The sequence below is a fragment of the Aliiroseovarius sp. genome (genome assembly GCF_030148435.1).
GTDB lineage: Bacteria > Pseudomonadota > Alphaproteobacteria > Rhodobacterales > Rhodobacteraceae > JASBTN01.
Genome location: NZ_JASBTN010000023.1, coordinates 1 through 18,769, shown reverse-complemented (window position 1 = coordinate 18,769; position 18,769 = coordinate 1). Strand labels below are relative to the sequence as shown.

17 protein-coding genes are annotated in these 18,769 nt (G+C 64.3%); 8 read left to right on the top strand and 9 right to left on the bottom strand.

Annotated features, from left to right (window positions below; genetic code table 11):
- Positions 1 to 2: 2 nt before the first annotated feature.
- The gene (deoC, locus tag Q1V43_RS03860; protein ID WP_300514186.1) at positions 3 to 992 is read right to left on the bottom strand and encodes a deoxyribose-phosphate aldolase; all 990 of its coding nucleotides are present in this window, start codon (positions 990 to 992) and stop codon (positions 3 to 5) included.
- A gap of 286 nt (positions 993 to 1,278) precedes the next feature.
- On the opposite strand from deoC, the gene Q1V43_RS03855 reads away from it, so the two are divergent.
- Positions 1,279 to 1,665: a MerR family DNA-binding protein gene (locus Q1V43_RS03855; RefSeq protein WP_300514108.1), complete on the top strand. Its 387-nt coding sequence runs from the start codon at positions 1,279 to 1,281 to the stop codon at positions 1,663 to 1,665.
- Positions 1,666 to 1,688: 23 nt separating this feature from the next.
- Here the strand turns inward: Q1V43_RS03855 and Q1V43_RS03850 are convergent, their stop codons facing one another.
- Genes Q1V43_RS03850 through Q1V43_RS03835 form a run of 4 tightly spaced genes read right to left on the bottom strand, consistent with a single transcriptional unit; the run spans position 1,689 to position 5,372 of the window.
- The gene (locus Q1V43_RS03850) at positions 1,689 to 2,822 is read right to left on the bottom strand and encodes an ABC transporter permease (RefSeq protein WP_300514106.1); all 1,134 of its coding nucleotides are present in this window, start codon (positions 2,820 to 2,822) and stop codon (positions 1,689 to 1,691) included.
- Positions 2,819 to 3,769: an ABC transporter ATP-binding protein gene (locus Q1V43_RS03845; protein WP_300514104.1), complete on the bottom strand. Its 951-nt coding sequence runs from the start codon at positions 3,767 to 3,769 to the stop codon at positions 2,819 to 2,821. Before Q1V43_RS03845 ends, Q1V43_RS03850 begins: the two co-directional genes overlap by 4 nt.
- A complete protein-coding gene (locus Q1V43_RS03840) occupies positions 3,766 to 4,713 on the bottom strand; it encodes an HlyD family efflux transporter periplasmic adaptor subunit (RefSeq protein ID WP_300514102.1) in 948 nt (315 codons plus the stop codon). Before Q1V43_RS03840 ends, Q1V43_RS03845 begins: the two co-directional genes overlap by 4 nt.
- Positions 4,710 to 5,372, bottom strand: a complete 663-nt coding sequence (locus Q1V43_RS03835; RefSeq protein ID WP_300514100.1) for a TetR/AcrR family transcriptional regulator — start codon at positions 5,370 to 5,372, stop codon at positions 4,710 to 4,712. The genes Q1V43_RS03840 and Q1V43_RS03835 overlap by 4 nt, the downstream gene beginning before the upstream one ends.
- A gap of 167 nt (positions 5,373 to 5,539) precedes the next feature.
- Here Q1V43_RS03835 and Q1V43_RS03830 point away from each other — a divergent pair, with 167 nt between their 5' ends.
- Positions 5,540 to 8,224 carry a bifunctional acetate--CoA ligase family protein/GNAT family N-acetyltransferase gene (locus tag Q1V43_RS03830; protein WP_300514098.1) on the top strand — a complete coding sequence of 895 codons (2,685 nt, stop codon included), beginning with the start codon at positions 5,540 to 5,542 and terminating at the stop codon, positions 8,222 to 8,224.
- Between the two features lie 70 nt (positions 8,225 to 8,294).
- Positions 8,295 to 9,218: a histone deacetylase family protein gene (locus tag Q1V43_RS03825; protein ID WP_300514096.1), complete on the top strand. Its 924-nt coding sequence runs from the start codon at positions 8,295 to 8,297 to the stop codon at positions 9,216 to 9,218.
- A gap of 42 nt (positions 9,219 to 9,260) precedes the next feature.
- Here the strand turns inward: Q1V43_RS03825 and hpaH are convergent, their stop codons facing one another.
- The 4 genes from hpaH to hpaE all read right to left on the bottom strand — a co-directional run bounded on the left by hpaH (position 9,261) and on the right by hpaE (position 13,372).
- Positions 9,261 to 10,058: a 2-oxo-hept-4-ene-1,7-dioate hydratase gene (gene hpaH / locus Q1V43_RS03820; RefSeq protein ID WP_300514094.1), complete on the bottom strand. Its 798-nt coding sequence runs from the start codon at positions 10,056 to 10,058 to the stop codon at positions 9,261 to 9,263.
- The gene (locus Q1V43_RS03815; RefSeq protein WP_300514184.1) at positions 10,055 to 10,912 is read right to left on the bottom strand and encodes a fumarylacetoacetate hydrolase family protein; all 858 of its coding nucleotides are present in this window, start codon (positions 10,910 to 10,912) and stop codon (positions 10,055 to 10,057) included. The genes hpaH and Q1V43_RS03815 overlap by 4 nt, the downstream gene beginning before the upstream one ends.
- An 82-nt stretch (positions 10,913 to 10,994) precedes the next feature.
- The gene (gene hpaD / locus Q1V43_RS03810) at positions 10,995 to 11,849 is read right to left on the bottom strand and encodes a 3,4-dihydroxyphenylacetate 2,3-dioxygenase (RefSeq protein WP_300514092.1); all 855 of its coding nucleotides are present in this window, start codon (positions 11,847 to 11,849) and stop codon (positions 10,995 to 10,997) included.
- Positions 11,850 to 11,863: 14 nt separating this feature from the next.
- Complete coding sequence (gene hpaE / locus Q1V43_RS03805; RefSeq protein WP_300514090.1) at positions 11,864 to 13,372, bottom strand: 5-carboxymethyl-2-hydroxymuconate semialdehyde dehydrogenase; 1,509 nt, start codon at positions 13,370 to 13,372, stop codon at positions 11,864 to 11,866.
- Positions 13,373 to 13,565: 193 nt separating this feature from the next.
- Here hpaE and Q1V43_RS03800 point away from each other — a divergent pair, with 193 nt between their 5' ends.
- From Q1V43_RS03800 to Q1V43_RS03780, 5 genes are all read left to right on the top strand, one after another.
- Positions 13,566 to 14,081 (top strand): acyloxyacyl hydrolase, encoded by a 516-nt coding sequence (locus tag Q1V43_RS03800; protein ID WP_300514088.1) that lies wholly within the window; start codon positions 13,566 to 13,568, stop codon positions 14,079 to 14,081.
- 122 nt (positions 14,082 to 14,203) lie between these two features.
- Positions 14,204 to 14,788: an ANTAR domain-containing protein gene (locus tag Q1V43_RS03795; RefSeq protein WP_300514086.1), complete on the top strand. Its 585-nt coding sequence runs from the start codon at positions 14,204 to 14,206 to the stop codon at positions 14,786 to 14,788.
- Entirely contained in the window at positions 14,785 to 16,023 is a 1,239-nt protein-coding gene (locus Q1V43_RS03790) for a CmpA/NrtA family ABC transporter substrate-binding protein (protein WP_300514084.1), read from the top strand. The genes Q1V43_RS03795 and Q1V43_RS03790 overlap by 4 nt, the downstream gene beginning before the upstream one ends.
- Positions 16,024 to 16,223: 200 nt before the next feature.
- On the top strand, positions 16,224 to 17,537 hold the full coding sequence (locus Q1V43_RS03785) for a CmpA/NrtA family ABC transporter substrate-binding protein (RefSeq protein WP_300514182.1): 1,314 nt from the start codon (positions 16,224 to 16,226) through the stop codon (positions 17,535 to 17,537).
- Positions 17,538 to 17,619: 82 nt separating this feature from the next.
- Positions 17,620 to 18,702, top strand: coding sequence for an ABC transporter permease (locus Q1V43_RS03780; protein WP_300514082.1), 1,083 nt, complete (start codon positions 17,620 to 17,622; stop codon positions 18,700 to 18,702).
- Positions 18,703 to 18,769 lie beyond the last annotated feature (67 nt).

Genomic DNA, 18,769 nt, shown 5'->3' with positions numbered 1-18,769 from the left:
GCTTACCCCATGGGATGACGATAGGAGGCCGAATACTGGCCGGTGACATGGTGTTCCAGCTGGCGTTCGATATCGCCCAGCAGGGACGAGGCGCCAAAGCGGAACAGGTCGGGTTGCAGCCAGCGGTCGCCCAGCTCGTCCTTCATCAGCGCCAGGTAGGTGATCGCGTCCTTGGCCTTGGAAATCCCGCCCGCGGGCTTGTAGCCCACGCGATACCCGGTGCGCGCGTGATAGTCACGGATCGCGCGGATCATGGTCAGGGAAACGGGCAGGGTGGCGTTCACGCTTTCCTTGCCGGTCGAGGTCTTGATGAAATCGGCCCCGGCCATCATGCACACCAGCGAGGCGCGCGCGACATTGCGCAGAGACCCGAGTTCACCGGTGGCCAGGATCGCTTTCACATGGGCCTCGCCACAGGCGGCGCGGAAGGCCTTCATCTCGTCATAGAGCGCATGCCAGTCGCCGGTCAGCACGTGGCGGCGGGAAATGACGATGTCGATCTCATGGGCCCCGGCCTTCACGCTTTCGCGGATTTCCTCAAGGCGCAGGTGGAAGGGGGAAAGCCCCGCCGGGAAGCCGGTCGATACGGCGGCGACCGGGATGCCAGTGCCGTCCAGCGCTTCGACCGCCGGTTCGATCATGTCGTGATAGACGCAGACCGCGCCGGTGGTGATGCCCTCGACCCCGAGCGTCTGCAGAATGTCCGGGCGCACCGGGTGCGCGGCCTTGGCGCATAGCCTGCGCACGCGACCCGCCGTGTCATCGCCCGACAACGTGGTCAGGTCGATGCAGGTAATGGCCTTCAGGAGCCAGGCGGCCTGGTGGCTTTTCTTGACCGAGCGGCGGCCAGGCAGGGTCTTGCAGCGCCGTTCGATGGCCGAGGTATTGGCCTGCACGGCCCGCACCCAGTCCATGTCGAGCACCATGCCCGGGTTGCGCGCTTCGGTCACTTGTGGCAGCTGGGCCGCACCAGTGGCCCCGGTCGCCTGCACGGCGGTTGGTTCGGTGTCGGTCTGCACGGGGGATCCCTCGGTTTTGACAGTCCGCCTCAAGGTCGCATGGGCGGCGTGGATTGGCAAGATTTACCGTTTGGTCAAAAACAAGGACATAGCGCCGCATTCACCGGAACCCCTGCAGGGCATTCGGCTGCGACATCGGGCTGAAACCGGTTGCGGCAGACCTGCCTGATCCGCTATTCGGGTGCTTGCTGTCGCCGGTGCCGACGGCGAAGAATGGCCCGCGTATGAGACGGGCGAGACTCTGGATGGAGACACACGGATGAATATCGGCGAAGTTTCCGACCGATCCGGCCTTCCGGCCAAGACGATCCGCTATTACGAGGAAATCGGGCTGATCGAGATCCCACGCGATCCGAACGGTTATCGCCGGTTCGGTCAAGGTGAACTGGAGCAGTTGTCCTTCCTCTCCCGTGCCCGGGGGCTGGGGTTCTCGATTGACGATTGCCGCGCGCTTCTGCGGCTCCTTCGCGACGCCGAACGCGCCTCGGCGGATGTCAAGACCATCGCCACGCGTCACCTGGAAGCGATTGAGCGCAAGATTCGCGACCTGTCGACCATGCGCGAGACGCTGACCGAGCTGGTGGACAGCTGCGTTGGCGATCACTCGCCCCAGTGCGAAATCCTGGACCGGCTGTCCAGGATCTGATCCCCTCTTAACCGGCGCGGCAGTCAGTCGAGCGTCTGGCGATAGCGCAGCATGGCGACAAGCGTGATCACCGCCAGGATCACCCCCATTGCCCGCATGTCGCCTGTGACGTCCGCAAGCTCGCCCCCTTTCAGCATGACCTTGCGCGTCAACCGCAGGAAATGCGTCGCGGGCAGGGCCGTGCCCAGCACCTGTGCCCAGCCGGGCATGCCGGCGAAGGGGAACATGAAGCCCGACAGAAGGATCGTCGGCAGGATGGTGAAGAAACTGATCTGCATCGCTTGCATCTGTGTACGCGCCACGGTCGAGATCAGGAAGCCAAGCGCCAGGTTCACCACGATATAGAGGTTGAAACCCGCAAAGAAGGCCAGGCCATCGCCATTGAACGGCACCTGGAACAGCCCGCCTGCAAAGCCCAGAAACACTGCGGTCTGCACGTAGCCCACCAGCACATAGGGCAGGATCTTGCCCAGCATGACCTCCAGCGGCCGGGCCGGGGTGGCGATCAGCGCCTCCATCGTGCCGCGTTCGCTTTCGCGCACCATGGCGACAGAGGTGATCATCACCATGGTCATCGACAGGATGATGCCCAATAGCCCCGGCACAATGTTGATGGCCGTGACGCCTTCGGGGTTGAACTGCCTGTGCACCACCACCGAGACCGGCGAAGACGTGCCCGCCACAGCCTGCAAAGGCCCCGACAGAGTGTCGCGCAAAGCCGCGTCGACGATCCCCTGCAGAGCGGCAACCGCGCTGCCCACCGCCGTGGGGTCCGAGGCATCGGCGCTGACCAGCAGGCTCGGCACATGCCCACGCAGGATGTCACGTTCGAAATCGGGCGGGATCGCCACGACGAAATTGGCCCGTCCGTCGCGCAGCGCGCGGTCGCCCTCGGAGGGGCCCGTGACCACGCCGGTGAATTCGAAATACTCGGACACCTCCATGCCCGCCAGCACCGCCCGCGCCGTGGGGGAGTCATCGTTCATCTCGATCAACGTGGGCAGGTCGTGCGGGTCGGTGTTGATCGCATATCCGAACAGCAGAAGTTGCATCACCGGCACGCCGATCATCATCGCGAAGGTCACTCGGTCGCGGCGCATCTGGATGAATTCCTTGACCAGGATGGCGAGGAACCGGGCGAGGGAGAAGATATTCATGCGGCCTCCCCCTCAATGTCCACGGCGAAATTGTCCACGGCGGAGGTCATCAGATAGATGAAGGCCTCTTCCAGCTCGGCGGGTTTCTCCTGCCAGTGATGTGTGCCGCGCGCCTTCTGGGCGGCGACGGTGGCGGTCAGCGCCGCTTCATCCGTGCCCGAGACATGCAGAACGGCACCAAACCGCGCCACCTGTTCGACGCCGGGCCGAGCGGTCAGTTCGGCCTCCAGCCCGGTCAGGTCGGGCCCATCCACGCGCCAGGTTTTCAGCCCGATCCGCGCGGGGATTTCGGTTGCCGGGGCCGAGATCAGTTTCTTGCCATAGGCGATATAGGTGATGTGGTCGCACTGCACCGCCTCGTCCATGTAGTGGGTCGAGACCAGCACCGTGACACCCGCCCGCGACAGGCGCCGGACCTCGTCCCAGAAGTCGCGCCGCGCCTTGGGATCGACGCCCGCCGTGGGTTCGTCCAGCAGCAAAAGGCGCGGCTTGTGTTGCAGGCAGGCGGCCAGCGCCAGCCGTTGTTTCCAGCCACCGGAGAGCGACCCGGCCAGCTGTCCGCCGCGTTCGAACAGCCCCAGATCGCGCAGGGTCTCGTCCACCACGCGGCGGCGGTTTTTCAGCCCGTACATTCGGGCCATGAAGTCGAGGTTCTCGCGGATCGTCAGATCGGTGTAGAGCGAAAACTTCTGGGTCATGTAGCCCACGTTTTCCTTGATGCGCGCGGGTTCACGACGGATGTCGTGGCCCAGACACTGCCCCTCGCCGCCATCCGGGGTCAGCAGCCCGCACATCATCCGGATGGTGGTGGTCTTGCCAGACCCGTTCGGACCGAGGAAGCCATAGATCGCCCCTGCGGGAACCTCCATGTCGAACCCGTCCACAACTGTCTTCTTGCCGAAGCGTTTGGTCAGGCCGCTGACCTTGATGGCGGGAGTGTCCGTCATGGCCGTTCCAGCGTGACCGGTTGGCCGGGCAGAAGGGGCACGTCCCGGTCCAGCCGCGCCTCGGCCCGAAACACCAGACGGGCGCGTTCGTCGCGGGAATAGATCACCGGCGGCGTGTATTGGGGTGTGCTGTCGAGCCGGGTGATCGTGACGGAAAGGTCCGGCGGGCAGCCATCGCAGGTGAGGGTCAGGGACTGGCCGATGGCGAAGCCCATGCGGTCGGTTTCGGGCAGGTAGAAAAGCACCGTGATCGCGCCCGGCGGCAGGATCGAGAGGACGGACCGCCCGGCCTGTGCCACCTCGCCCGCGTCATAGTAGAGCGTGTCGATCACGCCGCCCACCGGGGCGGTGACGGTCAGGTCTTCGAGCGCGGAGGCCGCCTGGTCGGTCTCGGCGGCGGCAGCTTCCAGACCGGCACGGGCGGCGGCCAGCTGTTCGTCACGGGCGGGCAGTTGTGCGACCTCGAGCTGCGCATGCAGCTGGGCCACGGCGGCATTGGCGCGGTCCAGCGCGGCGCTGTCGGTATCGACGCGGGCGGAGGTGACGATCTCGCGCTCGAACAGCGACTGGCTGCGGGTCAGGTTCGACCGCGCCAGCGCCTGGTCGGCCAGCGCCTGTTCCAGGGCGGCGTTGATCACATCGATCTCTGCGTCGCGTGACCCGGTTTCGAGGTTGTGCAGGTTCGCCTCGGCCGCCGCCTGCCGGGCCTGGGCGGCGCGCAAGGCGGCGGTTTCGCGGGTGTCGTCCAGTTCGAACAGCACGTCGCCGGGGGCCACGGCCTCGCCCTCGGCCACTTCCAGCGCCACGATCTGCCGGGTCAGCAGGGGGGCGACATGGACATAGTTGCCTTCGACATACCCGGTGTAGACCGGAGGGCCCTCGCCGCCGAAATTGGGAAAGAGCACGGCCAGAATGCCCGCGAGCCAGGTCATGAATTCGCTCATGGGGGTCCCTCCGCGGATAGCCCGTCGAACAGGATCGACAGGTGATTGTCGATCAGCCGGTCCATTCCCAGCCCGCCATCCGGGACAATGCCGAAGATTTCGGACAGGAAGATGTGGATCAGAAGCGGCCCCATGACGCTGCGCACGGTCAATTCGGGATCGACCGGCTTCAGTTCGCCGCTTTCTACTCCCGCCCGGATGAAACTGGTGAGCGCCGGGATCGCATGCGCCAGCACCGCGTCGTGATACATGCGGGCGATTTCGGGCGCGGCGACGCTTTCGCGGATGACGATGCGCGGCACGGCCAGGACCATCGGGTCGGAAAGACGCGCGGCCATCATGTGCAGCACATGGGTCACGACTTCGCGCACGGACCCCGAGTGGGCGGCGACCTCGGCAAGCACCTGCATCGACATGGGCTGGATGGCGCGGGCCACCAGCCCTTCCAGCACCGCCTGTTTCGACGGGAAATACAGGTAGACCGCCCCCTTTGAAAGCCCGGCTGCCGTGGCGATCTGGGCAACGGAAGTATGGGCATATCCCTGTTCCAGGAACAGGCCGGTGGCGGCGTCCAGTATTTCGTCCGGGCGTGCATCGGCGCGGCGGCGGAACTTGGGCGCAGGGGCCTCGGTGGGGTCTGTGTCGGGCGACTCGGTCATGCCTTGAAACTAACTGACCGGTCAGTTAGTTTCAATATCTCTCAATGCGAATAACCCTGCGGCAAGTTGACGGGGATCAAAGACCCGGGTGCAATTCGGTGGCAAGTCACGGGGGCGGAGGAGCCGGTTTTCCGGGGCGGTCGCCCCATGCGCAAAGGAACGATCCGATGGACGTCAGTCCCCTGAACCAGTTGTTCAACCCCTCGACCATCGCCCTGTTCGGCGCCTCCGAGAAAGGGCCGAGCGTGGGGGCGGCCACGTGGAAGAACCTTATCTCCGGCGGCTTCAAGGGCACGCTCATTCCGATCAACCCGCATCACAAGACCCTGGGCGACGTGAAGTGCCATGCCAGTGTTACCGATGTGCCCGACGAGATCGACCTGGCGGTGATCGCCACGCCTGCGCGCACCGTGCCGGGGATCATTCGCGACTGTGGCGAGGTGGGCATCAGGAACGTGATCGTGCTGAGCTCGGGTTTCGGCGATGGCGACGGGTCGGGCAAGGATTACGAGGCGCAGGTCATGTCGGCAGCGCGCCGGGCGGGCATTCGATTTCTGGGGCCGAACTGCACCGGCATGGTGCGGCCCTGGCTGGGGCTCAATGCCACTTTCCTGTCGGGCGAGACACCGAAGGGGCGGTTGGCGCTGGTGTCGCAATCCAGCGCGCTGATTTCCGCGATCGCCGATTGGGCCGGGCCGCATAACGCGGGTTTCTCGGCGCTGGTGAGCCTGGGCAACTCCTCGGACATCGGCTTTGGCGACGCGCTGCAGTTCCTCGCCACCGACCCGCACACCGATGCAATCCTTCTGTATGTCGAAGGGGTGCGCCATGCGCCGCGCTTCCTGTCGGCCCTGCGTCACGCGGCGCGGATGAAACCGGTGATCGTGCTGAAATCCGGGCGTCACAACCGCTCGGCCAAGGCCGCAGTGACCCATACCGGCGCGCTGATCGGGTCGGACGAGGTTTTCGATGCCGCTCTGGAACGCGCAGGCGCGGTACGGGCACACACCTTCGGGCAACTCTTCGCCGCTGCCGAGATCCTGGCGGCGACCAAGAAGGCGACGGGCAACCGGCTGACCATCATCTCGAACGGTGGCGGCGCCGGTGTGCTGGCCGCCGACCGCGCGGTAGATCTGGGGTTGACCCTGCCGCCCCTGGGCGAAGCACAGGCCAAGGCCCTGGGCAAGAGCCTGGCCGCCCATTGGAGCCCGGCAAACCCGGTTGATATCCTGGGTGACGCCACGCCCGAGACCTATGCGGCAGCCGTCAAGGCGACGCTGGAGTGCCACGACTGTGACGGGGTTCTGGTGCTCTTGACCCCGCAGGCGCTGACCGATCCCACCGCGGTTGCCAAGGCCGTGGTCGAAGCGCTTCCGAAACGGCGCAAGAAACCGGTATTGGCCTGCTGGATGGGACAATCCCGCGTCGAGGAGGGCCGCAAGCTGCTCTCGGACGCCGGTGTGCCCGAATTCCTGACCCCGGAACGCGCGGTCGAGGCGTTCAGCTATCTCGCCAAGCATAAGCGCAACCGGAAACTGTCACTGGAAATACCCGGCCCAATTGCCGATGCTGCACAGCCCGACCTGGACGGTGCGCATATGATCATCGAGGCGGTGTTGGCCGAGGGGCGCAAGGTGCTGACCGAGATGGAATCGAAGGCGCTCCTGCGTGCCTTCAACATCCCGATCAATACCACCTTCGAAGCGACCAGCTCGGCCTCGGCCCTTGTGGCCGCCGAAAGCGTGGGCTTTCCGGTGGCCGTCAAGGTCAATTCGCCCGACATCTCGCACAAATCGGACGTGGGCGGGGTGGATGTGAACATCGGCGACGCGGCGGATGTGAAGCGCGCGTTCAAGCAAGTGACCGATGCGGCCAGGGCGGCCCGCCCCGACGCGCGCATTCTGGGCGTCACGGTCGAACCCATGGCACCCCTGCGCGACGCGCGCGAGCTGCATGTCGGGGCGACCCGCGATCCGGTCTTCGGCCCGACAATCATGTTCGGCGCCGGTGGCACCATGGTCGAGGTTCTGAAGGACAGCGCCGTGGCCCTGCCCCCCCTGAACGAAGTGCTGGCAGGCCGATTGATCAACCGCACCCGTGTCTCGCGCCTGCTGGATGCCTTCCGCGAACGCGACCCGGCGGACAGGCAGGCGGTGGTCGATGTGCTTCTGCGTGTCTCGGACATGGTCTGTGAACTGCCCGAGGTGGTGGAGCTGGACATCAACCCGCTCATTGCCGGGCCCGATGGTGTGCTGGCGGTGGATGCCCGCGTGGTGGTCGCGCGCCCTCCCGCGCGCGACGGGCGCTATGACCACGTCGCGATTCACCCTTACCCGCGCCATCTGGTGAAGAACACCCACCTGACCGACGGCACGCCGCTGGAGATCCGCCCGATCCGCCCGGAAGATGCGGAAAATGAAAAGACCTTCGTGGCCGAACTGTCGGACGAGGCGCGGATGTTTCGCTTCATGGGGGCGATGAACGAGCTTTCTCCCGAAATGCTGGTGCAGTTCACCCAGATCGACTACCGCCGCGAAATGGCGCTGGTGGCGATGGCGGAACTGGTGCCGAACGAATGGACCCAGCTGGGCGTCTGCCGCTATGTCATCAACCCCGATGACAAGACCTGCGAGTTCGCCGTGGTGGTGTCCGACAAGGTGCAGCACCAGGGCATCGGCACCAAGCTGATGAAGGCGCTGTTCGATGCGGCACGCCAGCACGGGCTGGACATCATGGAGGGCACGGTTCTGCGCAACAACGCCCCCATGCTGAAACTGATGAAGGAGCTGGGCTTCGTTCAGCGCATGGACCCGGACGATCGGGAACTGGTGATCGTCGAGCGCTGGCTCTGACCGGCCGGGAACGGAATGAAAGACAGGTGGGGGAACAGGCGTGGACCCCCACCCGGAGGAGGAGACTTACATGCTGGCAATGATTTCGCATTACGAGTGCCGCGAACATGACGCAGGCCCCCTGCACCCGGAAACCGCGGCGCGATTGGATGCGATCAACAACCAACTGATCATGTCGGGCATGGATTACGTGGTACAACACCACGACGCGCCGCTGGTCACGCGCGCGCAGCTGGAGCGCGTTCATGTGGGCGACTACCTGGACCGCGTCTATGCGCTGGCGCCCGGGCAGGACATGAAATCGGTCGAGATCGACGGCGATACGGTCATGTCGCCCGGCACCCTGCGCGCTGCCGAGCGGGCGGCAGGGGCCGGGGTGCATGGCGTCGACCTGATCATGGAGGGTCGCGCCAACCCGGTCTTCTGCGCCATCCGCCCTCCGGGGCATCACGCGGAAAGCGACAAGGCGATGGGGTTCTGCCTGTTCAACAACATCGCCGTGGCCGCCGCCCATGCGTTGGATGCCCACGGTCTTGAACGCGTGGCGATCATCGACTTCGACGTGCACCATGGCAATGGTACCGAGGAAATCTTCAAGAACGACAAGCGGGTGCTGTTCTGTTCCTCGTTCCAGCATCCGTTCTATCCGTTCACGGGCCATGAGAAGGAAACCGACAACCTCGTGGACGTGCCCTTGTCGGCCGGCGCGGGTGGGGCGGAATACCGCGAAGCGGTGATGGAGCACTGGCTGCCGCACCTGAACGACTTCAAACCGCAGTTCGTTTTCATCTCGGCGGGCTTCGACGCCCATGTGGCCGATGACATGTCCTCGCTGCAACTGGTGGACAGCGATTACGAATGGATCACCGACGAGCTGAAGAAGGTCGCCAATACCCATGCGGAAGGCCGGGTTCTGTCGATGCTGGAAGGTGGGTACGAACCCGCCGCCCTGGCCCGGTCGGTGGTGAAACACCTGTCCACGCTGCTGGGCTAGCGGCCAGGTTTCCCGCACTGACCGGGACCTCGCGCGCGTGCCTCACGCGAAGGCGATGTCCACCGACCCAAATGGGCCGAAATCTGCGTGGATCTCGGTGCCGGAGGGGCATTCCACGGGCCGGATGAAACTGCCCGACAGGATCACCTCTCCCGGCTCGATGCGCTGGCCGTACTGGCTCATGCGTCGCGCCAGCCAGACCACGCTTTCCACCGGGTCGTTCAGAACGCCCGCGCCCAGCCCGGTTTCCTCGACCTCGCCACCCCGCGCGGTGATCGCCCCGACCCAGCGCAGGTCGAAGTCACCCACCGCATGGCGCTCCGCCCCCAGCACGATCCCCGCATTCGCGGCATTGTCCGAGATCGTATCGAGCACCGTGCGTGCCTTGCCGGTCGCCGCGTCCACACGCTGGATGCGGGTATCGAGGATCTCGATCGAAGGGGCGACGTATTCGGTGGCGGCCAACACGTCTGCCCGCGTGGCGTCCGGGCCGACGGGGGCCTTCATGACAAAGGCGATCTCGGCTTCGATACGGGGTTGGATGAAGCGCCCGGCGGGCACGGTGGCGCCGTTTTCGAACAACATGTCGTCGAACAGCACCCCGCTGTCGGGAATGTCGATTCCCAGCGCATATTGCATCGCTTTGGAGGTCAGGCCGATCTTCCAGCCGATCACACGACGCCCTTCGGCCAGTTTAGCCGCCATCAGCGCCGACTGGATCGCATAGGCGTCGTCCATGGTGATCTCCGGGTGGGCGAGCGACAAGAGGCCGATCTGTTCCCGCGTCTTTTCCGCTTCCAGCAGCGTGGCAGCGGCCATTGCGTGATCCGTGGGGGTCATGCCACCACCTCGTCTTCGATGCCGTTGACCAGCTTGCCGATGCCCTCGACCTCGATTTCCACCACATCGCCGGGTTTCAGGTATCGCGGGGGGTCGAAACGCGCCCCTGCCCCGGTGGGGGTGCCCGTGACGATGATATCTCCCGGTGCAAGCGTCATGAAGGTCGAGATATAGGCGATTTCCTCGCGGATCGGGAACATCATTCGGTTCAGCGTATCGTCCTGGCGCACGTCGCCATTCACGCGGGTCACGATGCGCGCGTCGTCCAGTTGGGCAGGGTCGGTAAAGGGAACCAGCCAGGGGCCAATGGCGCCGGAGCGGTCCCAGTTCTTGCCTTGAGTGACGTTGAACTTCGCATGGCGCACCCAGTCGCGGATCGTGCCTTCGTTGCACAGGGTCAGGGCCGCGATGTGCCCGTAGGCATCCTCTGCCTTGATGCGCCGCCCGCCCCTGCCGATGACGATGGCAACCTCGCCCTCGTAATCCAGGGTATGGTTTTCCGGCGGGCGGATGAGGTTCTGGCCGTGGCCGGTAAAACCCGAGGCAAAGCGCGGAAACAGCGACATGTATTTCGGTTGCGCGCTGCCATCCTTGTATTCGGCATTGCGGTCCGGGAAGTTCACCCCGACGCAAAGGATGCGCGGCGCATCGGGGATCGGAATGTCGTAGGTGAAATCCGTGTGGGTTACGGTGCGAGACTTGGCGACCTCGGCGAGGGCGGGCAGGCCGCCGGCACGGATCACGTCGAGCATGGTGGGCCACCCGGGGAAGTCGGGTGAGAGGGCAATGGCGCCTTCGTCGGTGATGGCGCCATAGAAAGCCGCCCCATCGGCAGTGTAGCTGGCAAAGCGCATAAGATGCGTCTCCATTTCAACCGGTCGCCGTTTTCTCCGAAGAAAACGAGCCGGAATTTCCGAAAACTCCGAGTGCCTGTTCTTACTGAACCGGGAAGATCACGTTGACCTGGCCGGTGCCAGACGAAGGGAAATAGGGCGAGACGACTTCGCATTTGGCGTCGTACCTGTCCCATCCCAGCGCGCCGTACAGCATCGCGGTGTCATGCATCGAACCTTCGCCGCAGCAGAAATTCGCATAGTCGCCCAGCATCTTGAGGAAGGTGGCGTGGTCGCCGTTCTTCCACATCTCAAGCACGTGCAGGTCCATCTGGCGGTTGAATTCCGAGCTGATTGTAAAGGTGCCGTCGTTGGCGGCATAGTCCTTGTTGGCCCAGATCTTGTGGGACAGGGAGCCGGAAGCGACCAGCAGCACTTTCTCGTCCGAAGCCTCTACCGCTTCGCGGATGGCCTCGCCGACGATCCGGCTTTCGTCATGGCCGTGGACCGTGGCCCAGGCGGCGACCGAGACGACTTTCATCTCGTGTTCGCGCGCCATGAAACGCATCGGCACCAGGGTGCCGTATTCAAGCTCAAGGCTGTCCAGATGGTGGGCCAGCGTATAGACGCCCTTGTCCGAGGCGATCCTGGCAATCGCGTCGCCCATGGCCGGGTTGCCGTCGTAGGCATAGGGCAGGTCCTGGATGAACTGCGGGAACTCGTTCGAGGTAAACAGCCCCTCGAACCGCTTGTTCGCATTGATGTGAAACCCCGCGTTGATCACCCAATGGGTGTCGCAGATGATCACCGTGGTGGCGCCCAGCTCCTTCGCGCGGCGTGCGATTTCATAATGGCCTTCGATGGCTGGCTGGCGTTTGCCGTGAATCGGCCCCTCCTGTTCCGACATCAGCATGGTCGGCACGTGGGTCATCTTGGCGGCGAGTACGATTTCACCCATTTGTCATTCCTCCCTTACACGCCGAGGCGCGGAATCTTGTGGTCGCCGAGCGCCAGCCCGACATGTTTCTGTTCCATGTAGAAGTCAAAGCTCCACTCGCCGCCATCGCGGCCGATGCCCGAGGCTTTCACGCCTCCGAACGGGGTCGGCAGGTGGCGCACGTTCTCGCTGTTCACCCAGATCATGCCTGCCTCCAGCTTGTCGGTAAAGCGCAGGGCGCGGGTCAGGTCACTGGTCCAGAGGTAGCCGGTCAGGCCGTAGGCCGTGTCATTGGCGATCTCCAGCGCCTCCTCTTCCGTGGAAAACGGGATCGAGGTCAGGACCGGGCCGAAGATTTCCTCCTGCGCGATGCGCATCCTGTTGTGCGCCCCGGTGAAGAGCGTCGGGCGCAGGAAATAGCCCCTGTCGCCCACCCGGGTGCCGCCCGCCGCTATGGTGGCGCCGTCTTCTTGGGCGATGTCGAAGTAGCTGGTCACTTTCGCAAAGTGCTCCTCGCCGATCATCGGGCCGATCACGGTCTCCGGGTCCAGCGGGTGGCCGACCTTGATGTTGTTGACCCGCTCGACCAGTCGTGCCTCGAACTCTTCCCGAATGGTGTCCTGCACCAGAAGGCGCGACGACGAGGTGCAGCGTTCGCCATTGATCGAATAGATCATGAAGATCACCGCATCCAACGCGCGGTCCAGATCGGCGTCGTCGAAAACCACCACCGGGTTCTTGCCGCCCAGTTCCAGGTGCACACGCTTCAGCGTACCGGCTCCCTGTTTCTGGATCAGGCTGCCGGTGGAGCTTTCACCGACAAAGGCCAGCGCCTTGATGTCGGGATGTTCGCAGAGCGCCTTGCCCGCTTCTTCGCCAAAGCCGTTGACCAGGTTCCAGACGCCGGGGGGCAGACCGGCTTCTTCGGCGATCTCCATCAGGATGCGGGCGGAGACCGGGGAAAGCTCGGCCGGTTTGTGCACCACGGTGCAGCCAGCGGCCAGCGCTGGCGCTATCTTCCAGGTCGACAGCATGAAGGGCGTGTTCCACGGGGTGATCACCCCGACCGGGCCGATCGGCACGCGGGTGGTCAGGTTCATCAGCGTGGGGGAACGCAACTGCTTGCCGTCGCGCGCGGACGTCACCTGGTCGGCGAAATAGCGAAAGTTCTCGGCGCCGCGAATTGCGGCCTTGGACATGAAGCGCAGGGCCTGTCCGGTGTCCCAGCTTTCGCAGAAGGCGATTTCTTCGGCCCGTGCCTCGATCCCTTCGGCAATGCGGATCAGGATTTTCTTGCGTTCGGCGGCGGGCAGGTCGCGCCAGGCCGGGAAGGCGGCGGCGGCGGCCCTGGCCGCCTTGTCCATGTCCTCGGCCCCGCCACGTGCGACGGTGCAGATATGGCTCTCATCAACCGGGGAGGCATTGTCAAACGTGCCCAGGCTGCCCGGCACATCCTGCCCGCCGATGCGGTTCAGGATTCCACCGTCGCGGAACCGGGCCATGTAGGCGGTCATCGTTTCTGTATTGGCGGACAGCTCGGACATTGGGTCTCCTTCAACGCGAATCCATGATCAATTCATTAACATGTTAAGCAAAATTGGCGAGGACTTGTCAAACCCTTTTCGCACCCGGGCACGATGGCGGAAACAACACCATCCAAAAGGAAGTGGTGCAGAGGGTGGTGACAGCGACCCCAAGGCTCTTTATCTGTTTGGGGACGTTGCGAAGGACAGAGACATGGAACCGACTCTCGCATTGGTATTTCTTATTGCCAGCCTCGGCGATATGATCGTGAATGATTGCCCGGCCGATGGTTGTCTGGCGCGTGGTGACGAGGCCGCGCGCTATTCGATAGCCAGTGGTGCACTGCACAGTCAGGACGTCTGGGACGGTGGCGAGCTCTATCTGCGCTACGACCTGCCGGTCAGCTATGGCCCGTTTCAGCCGGTTGTCGGGGCCTCCGTCAGCGACAGGACGGACCTCTGGCTCGGCGCGGGCTTTGCATCGACCGTCGCCTTCGGAGACAGCGGCTGGTATGCGCAGGGCAGCCTGATGCCAGGTCTCTATGCGCAGGGGGACGGGGTCGACCTGGGGCACGTGATCGAATTCCGCTCGGGTATCGAACTGGGCTACGAGGCGCGCAGCGGGATGCGCATCGGGCTGTCCTACGATCACCGCTCGAATGCCTCATTGGACCCGGTGAATCCAGGCGTGGACCTGTTCAGCGTCCGGGTGTCGATCCCGCTGAACTGAGACTGCCCGCAAATCGGGCAGCGCCCACCCGAATGCCGAAAACTTGGGCAAACGACGTCACGATGTCGACAGCCCGACGCCAGGATCTTTGATTTTCGCCGCGCCGCAGCGTTGAAAGGGGCATGAGCGCCCAACTGAAGATTTGCGTCATCGAACCTGACCCGGAGCGTGCCCGCATGATCATTGACGGGCTGCGGGATGCGGGCTGGCAGGATGTGACCGTGATCGGGCAGATCAGCGCCCTGGCCCGACGGCTGGTCGAGCTGGATCCGGATCTGGTGCTGATCGATCTGGCCAACCCCTCGCGCGACATGTTGGAAAACCTGTCGGCCGCAACCGGCGCGGCCACCCGGCCGGTCGCCATGTTCGTCGATCACTCCGACGCCGAATTGACCCGCGCGGCAATGCGTGCCGGACTCTCGGCCTATGTGGTGGACGGGCTGGCGCGGGACCGGATCCAGCCGGTCCTGGAAACCGCCATCGAGCGGTTCCAGATCACCAGCCAGATGCGCGCGGAGCTGGACGCCGCCAAACAGGCGCTCGCGGAACGCAAGACCGTGGACCGGGCCAAGGGCCTCCTGATGCAGGCCAAGGGTATCCCCGAGGATGAGGCCTATCGCCTTCTGCGCAAGGCGGCGATGGACCAGGGGCGCAAGGTGATCGACGTGGCCGAAGCCCTGATCACCGCATCGGAGCTGTTGGGATGAGCCGCGTGGTGTTGAACCTGGGCTATGTGCCCCTGGTTGATGCCGCCCCCCTTGTCATTGCGCGCGAGCTGGGCTTTGCGGCGGAGGAAGGGCTGACCCTGAACCTCCTGCGCCAGCCTGGTTGGTCCGCGCTGCGTGATCTTCTGGCACTGGGACAACTGGATGCGGCCCATATCCTGTCGCCGTTGCCGATTGCCATGTCCCTGGGGCTGGGCGGGTTCTCTGCATCGGTGGATGCGCTGATGACACTGTCCGCCAATGGCAATGTGATCGGTGTTTCGGCCGAGCTGGCCGCGCGGATGCGGGCTTGGGGATGGGACGGTCGCTTTGACACCCCGGTCGAGACTGGCCGCGCCTTGCTGGGCGTCGCGCCCGATGCGCGGATCGGTGTGCCCTTTCCCCATTCCATGCATGTGGAGCTTGTCCACTATTGGCTTGGCGCTCTGGGTGCGGATGTGCCGAAGATTGTGACCGTGCCGCCCGCGCAGATGGCCGATGCCGTGCGCACCGGCGACGTGGACGCCTTCTGCGTCGGCGAACCCTGGGGATCCGTCGCCGTGGAGAGCGGAGCGGGGGAGCTGATCCTGCCCGGTGCCGCCATCTGGGGCTTCGCACCGGAAAAGGTTCTGGGCGCGCGGCGAGATTGGGTCGAGGCCCACCCGCCCGAAGCCCGGGCGCTCATGCGCGCCATCTGGCGCGCGGGGGAATGGCTGGCACGGCCGGACAATCGCGCGCTGGCCTCGGAAGTGCTGGCCCGGAGCGCCTTTCTGGACCTGCCTGCCGCCTTGATCGACCGCGCCCTGCGTGGCGAACTGCCGACCCGCCCTCGCGCACTGGCGGTGCGGGTGCCGCAATTCCTTCGTTTTCATGACAATGCGGCAACCTTCCCATGGCGCAGCCAGGCAGCCTGGATCGCTGCCAGGCTGGCCTCGCGCCACGGCCTTGAGGCTAATGCCGCCATTGCAAAGGCGCGTGATGCGTTTCGCACCGATCTTTATCGGGCCAACCTTGCCGACCTCGTGCCCGATCTGCCCTGCGGGTCGGAAAAGATCGAAGGCGCCATGGCGGGGGAAACCGCCGCACCCAGTCTGCGGGGCGAGGTGATTCTGGGCCCGGATGCGTTTTTCGATGGTCAGGTTTTCGACATGACCCCGGATACGTCGCCTAAAAATTGGGCAAATCCCGTTTGGAGCCACCTCGATGCTGCGTCTGCATCGCCGCGTCGCAGCAAGTAGGATAAAACAAGATCAAGGCCACGGAACAAGGGCGTTCCACCGGCCGCGAAAGAGCAACGCCGCTCATCCTGTCCGCACTCCTCCCGCGGGCAAGATGGGCGGTTTTTTAGTTCCGGGGTGCCGGAAGATGAAAGGGAAACAAGATGCTGAAATCATTCACTTTGGGTCTGGCCACCACCGCCCTGATCAGCCTGCCCGCCATGGCCGGGATGCTGGACGTCGAAAAGGACGAGCTGACCTTCGGCTTCATCAAGTTGACCGACATGGCTCCGCTGGCCGTCGCCTATGAGAATGGTTATTTCGAGGACGAGGGCCTGTTCGTCACGCTGGAAGCCCAGGCCAACTGGAAAGTGCTGCTGGACGGGGTGATCGACGGGCAGCTGGATGGCGCCCACATGCTGGCGGGGCAGCCGCTGGCCGCGACCATCGGTTTCGGCACCGAGGCGCATATCATCACCCCATTCTCGATGGACCTGAACGGCAATGGCATCACCGTGTCGAACGAGATCTGGGAGCTGATGCGCCCGCATATCCCCTCGATGGAGGATGGCCGCCCGGTGCACCCGATCAGTGCTTCGGCGCTGAAACCGGTGGTCGAACAATTCGCCGATGACGGCAAACCCTTCAACATGGGCATGGTCTTTCCGGTCTCCACGCATAACTACGAATTGCGCTACTGGCTGGCCGCCGGAGGGCTGGAGCCGGGCTTCTACTCCCCCGACGACATTACCGGGCAGATCGGCGCCGACGTGCTTCTGTCCGTGACCCCGCCGCCGCAGATGCCCGCCACGATGGAGGCCGGCACGATCTACGGCTACAGCGTGGGCGAGCCGTGGAACCAGCAGGCTGTGTTCAAGGGCATCGGCGTGCCGGTGATTACCGACTACGAGCTGTGGAAGAACAACCCCGAAAAAGTGTTCGGCATCACCGACGCCTTTGCCGAGGAAAACCCGCAGACCACGCTGGCCATCGTCAAGGCGCTGATCCGCGCGGCGATGTGGCTGGATGAAAATGACAATGCCAACCGCGAGGCAGCGGTCGAGTTGCTGGCGCGTTCGGAATATGTCGGCGCGGATGCCGAAGTTATCGCCAACTCGATGACCGGCACCTTCGAATACGAGCGCGGCGACAAGCGCGAAGTGCCCGACTTCAACACCTTCTTCCGCCACAATGCGACCTACCCCTACTACTCGGATGCGGTCTGGTACCTGACCCAGATGCGCCGCTGGGGGCAGATCGCCGACGCCAAGCCGGACAGCTGGTATGACGAGGTCGCCAAGTCGGTCTACAAGCCGGAAATCTACCTGGAGGCCGCGCGTCTGCTGGTCGAGGAAGGTCTGGCCAACGAGGGTGACTTCCCCTGGGACAGCGATGGCTACAAGGCGCCGACCCCGGCCGGGGACGTGATCGACGGCATCGGCTACGACGGCAAGCAACCCAATGCCTATCTGGACAGCCTGCCGATCGGGCTGAAGGGCGACCAAAAGGTCGTCGGCAACGAGGTCCAGGGCTGAACTGCTGGCAGGGCTGCGCTGGTTCCGGCCAGCGTCGCCCCGCCCACCTTCCGCAGGACCAATCCGCAAGTGAGGACATGAGATGACCGCCATCGACCCAGACACCATCGCCGTAGAAGAACGCGAAGCCCGCAAGGCCCGGCTGTTCACCCGCATCAACAAGCTGGACGGCTGGTTCCAGGTCCTGGGCCTGAGCTGGCTGACCCCGATCCTGAAGGCCCTGGCCGGTGACAATCCCAAGGCCCAGGCCAGGGAAATCTGGCGTCTGCTCGGCGTGCCGGTTCTGGCCATCGTCGGCTTTCTGGCTCTTTGGGCGAACCTGGCCCCCACGGTGCAGACCAGCCTGGGCGCGATCCCCGGCCCGGCGCAGGTCTGGGAGCAGGTGGGCAGTCTGCATGAGGACGCCGTCCGTGAGTCCGAAAAGGAGGCCGCCTTCTATGTCCGCCAGGACGAGCGCAATGCCAAGCTGATCGCCGAGGGTCAGGCCGACAAGGTCAAGCAGCGCACCTATACCGGCAAGCCGACCTATTACGACCAGATATGGACCTCGATCCAGACCGTGTTCTTCGGCTTCCTGATCGGCTCGGCCGTGGCCATCCCGTTGGGAATCATGGCCGGTCTCAGCCCCACCGCAAATGCCGCCATCAACCCGCTGATCCAGATCTTCAAGCCGGTGAGCCCGCTGGCCTGGCTGCCGATTGTGACCATGGTCGTGTCCGCGGTCTATGTGACCAATGACGGCATGTTTTCGAAAAGCTTCCTGACTTCGGCCATCACCGTGACGCTCTGTTCGCTCTGGCCCACGCTGATCAACACTTCGCTGGGCGTGGCGTCGATCGACAAGGACCTGGTGAACGTGTCCAAGGTGCTGAAAATGGGCACCTGGACCAAGATCACCAAGCTGGTCCTGCCCTCGGCCCTGCCGCTGATCTTCACCGGTCTGCGCCTGTCGCTCGGTGTTGGCTGGATGGTGCTGATCGCCGCCGAAATGCTCGCGCAGAACCCCGGCCTTGGCAAGTTTGTCTGGGATGAATTCCAGAACGGCTCCTCCAGCTCGCTCGCCAAGATCATGGTGGCCGTCTTCACCATCGGCATCATCGGCTTCCTCTTGGACCGGGTGATGTTTGCGCTGCAGTCCCTGTTCACATTCACGAACAACCGGTGATCGCCATGGCTATTCTGACATTCGACAACGTCTCCAAAAGCTTTGGCACTGGCACCGGCGAGACCCA

Coding starts and splice junctions, on each gene's coding strand:
- Q1V43_RS03825 (WP_300514096.1), top strand. CDS start 8,295: ATGCTGGCAATGATTTCGCATTACGAGTGCCGCGAACATGACGCAGGC.
- Q1V43_RS03845 (WP_300514104.1), bottom strand. CDS start 3,769: ATGACGGACACTCCCGCCATCAAGGTCAGCGGCCTGACCAAACGCTTC.
- Q1V43_RS03840 (WP_300514102.1), bottom strand. CDS start 4,713: ATGAGCGAATTCATGACCTGGCTCGCGGGCATTCTGGCCGTGCTCTTT.
- Q1V43_RS03785 (WP_300514182.1), top strand. CDS start 16,224: ATGGCCGGGATGCTGGACGTCGAAAAGGACGAGCTGACCTTCGGCTTC.
- Q1V43_RS03780 (WP_300514082.1), top strand. CDS start 17,620: ATGACCGCCATCGACCCAGACACCATCGCCGTAGAAGAACGCGAAGCC.
- Q1V43_RS03855 (WP_300514108.1), top strand. CDS start 1,279: ATGAATATCGGCGAAGTTTCCGACCGATCCGGCCTTCCGGCCAAGACG.
- Q1V43_RS03815 (WP_300514184.1), bottom strand. CDS start 10,912: ATGCGCTTTGCCAGCTACACTGCCGATGGGGCGGCTTTCTATGGCGCC.
- Q1V43_RS03790 (WP_300514084.1), top strand. CDS start 14,785: ATGAGCCGCGTGGTGTTGAACCTGGGCTATGTGCCCCTGGTTGATGCC.
- hpaD (WP_300514092.1), bottom strand. CDS start 11,849: ATGGGTGAAATCGTACTCGCCGCCAAGATGACCCACGTGCCGACCATG.
- Q1V43_RS03835 (WP_300514100.1), bottom strand. CDS start 5,372: ATGACCGAGTCGCCCGACACAGACCCCACCGAGGCCCCTGCGCCCAAG.
- Q1V43_RS03850 (WP_300514106.1), bottom strand. CDS start 2,822: ATGAATATCTTCTCCCTCGCCCGGTTCCTCGCCATCCTGGTCAAGGAA.
- Q1V43_RS03795 (WP_300514086.1), top strand. CDS start 14,204: ATGAGCGCCCAACTGAAGATTTGCGTCATCGAACCTGACCCGGAGCGT.
- hpaH (WP_300514094.1), bottom strand. CDS start 10,058: ATGACCCCCACGGATCACGCAATGGCCGCTGCCACGCTGCTGGAAGCG.
- Q1V43_RS03830 (WP_300514098.1), top strand. CDS start 5,540: ATGGACGTCAGTCCCCTGAACCAGTTGTTCAACCCCTCGACCATCGCC.
- Q1V43_RS03800 (WP_300514088.1), top strand. CDS start 13,566: ATGGAACCGACTCTCGCATTGGTATTTCTTATTGCCAGCCTCGGCGAT.
- hpaE (WP_300514090.1), bottom strand. CDS start 13,372: ATGTCCGAGCTGTCCGCCAATACAGAAACGATGACCGCCTACATGGCC.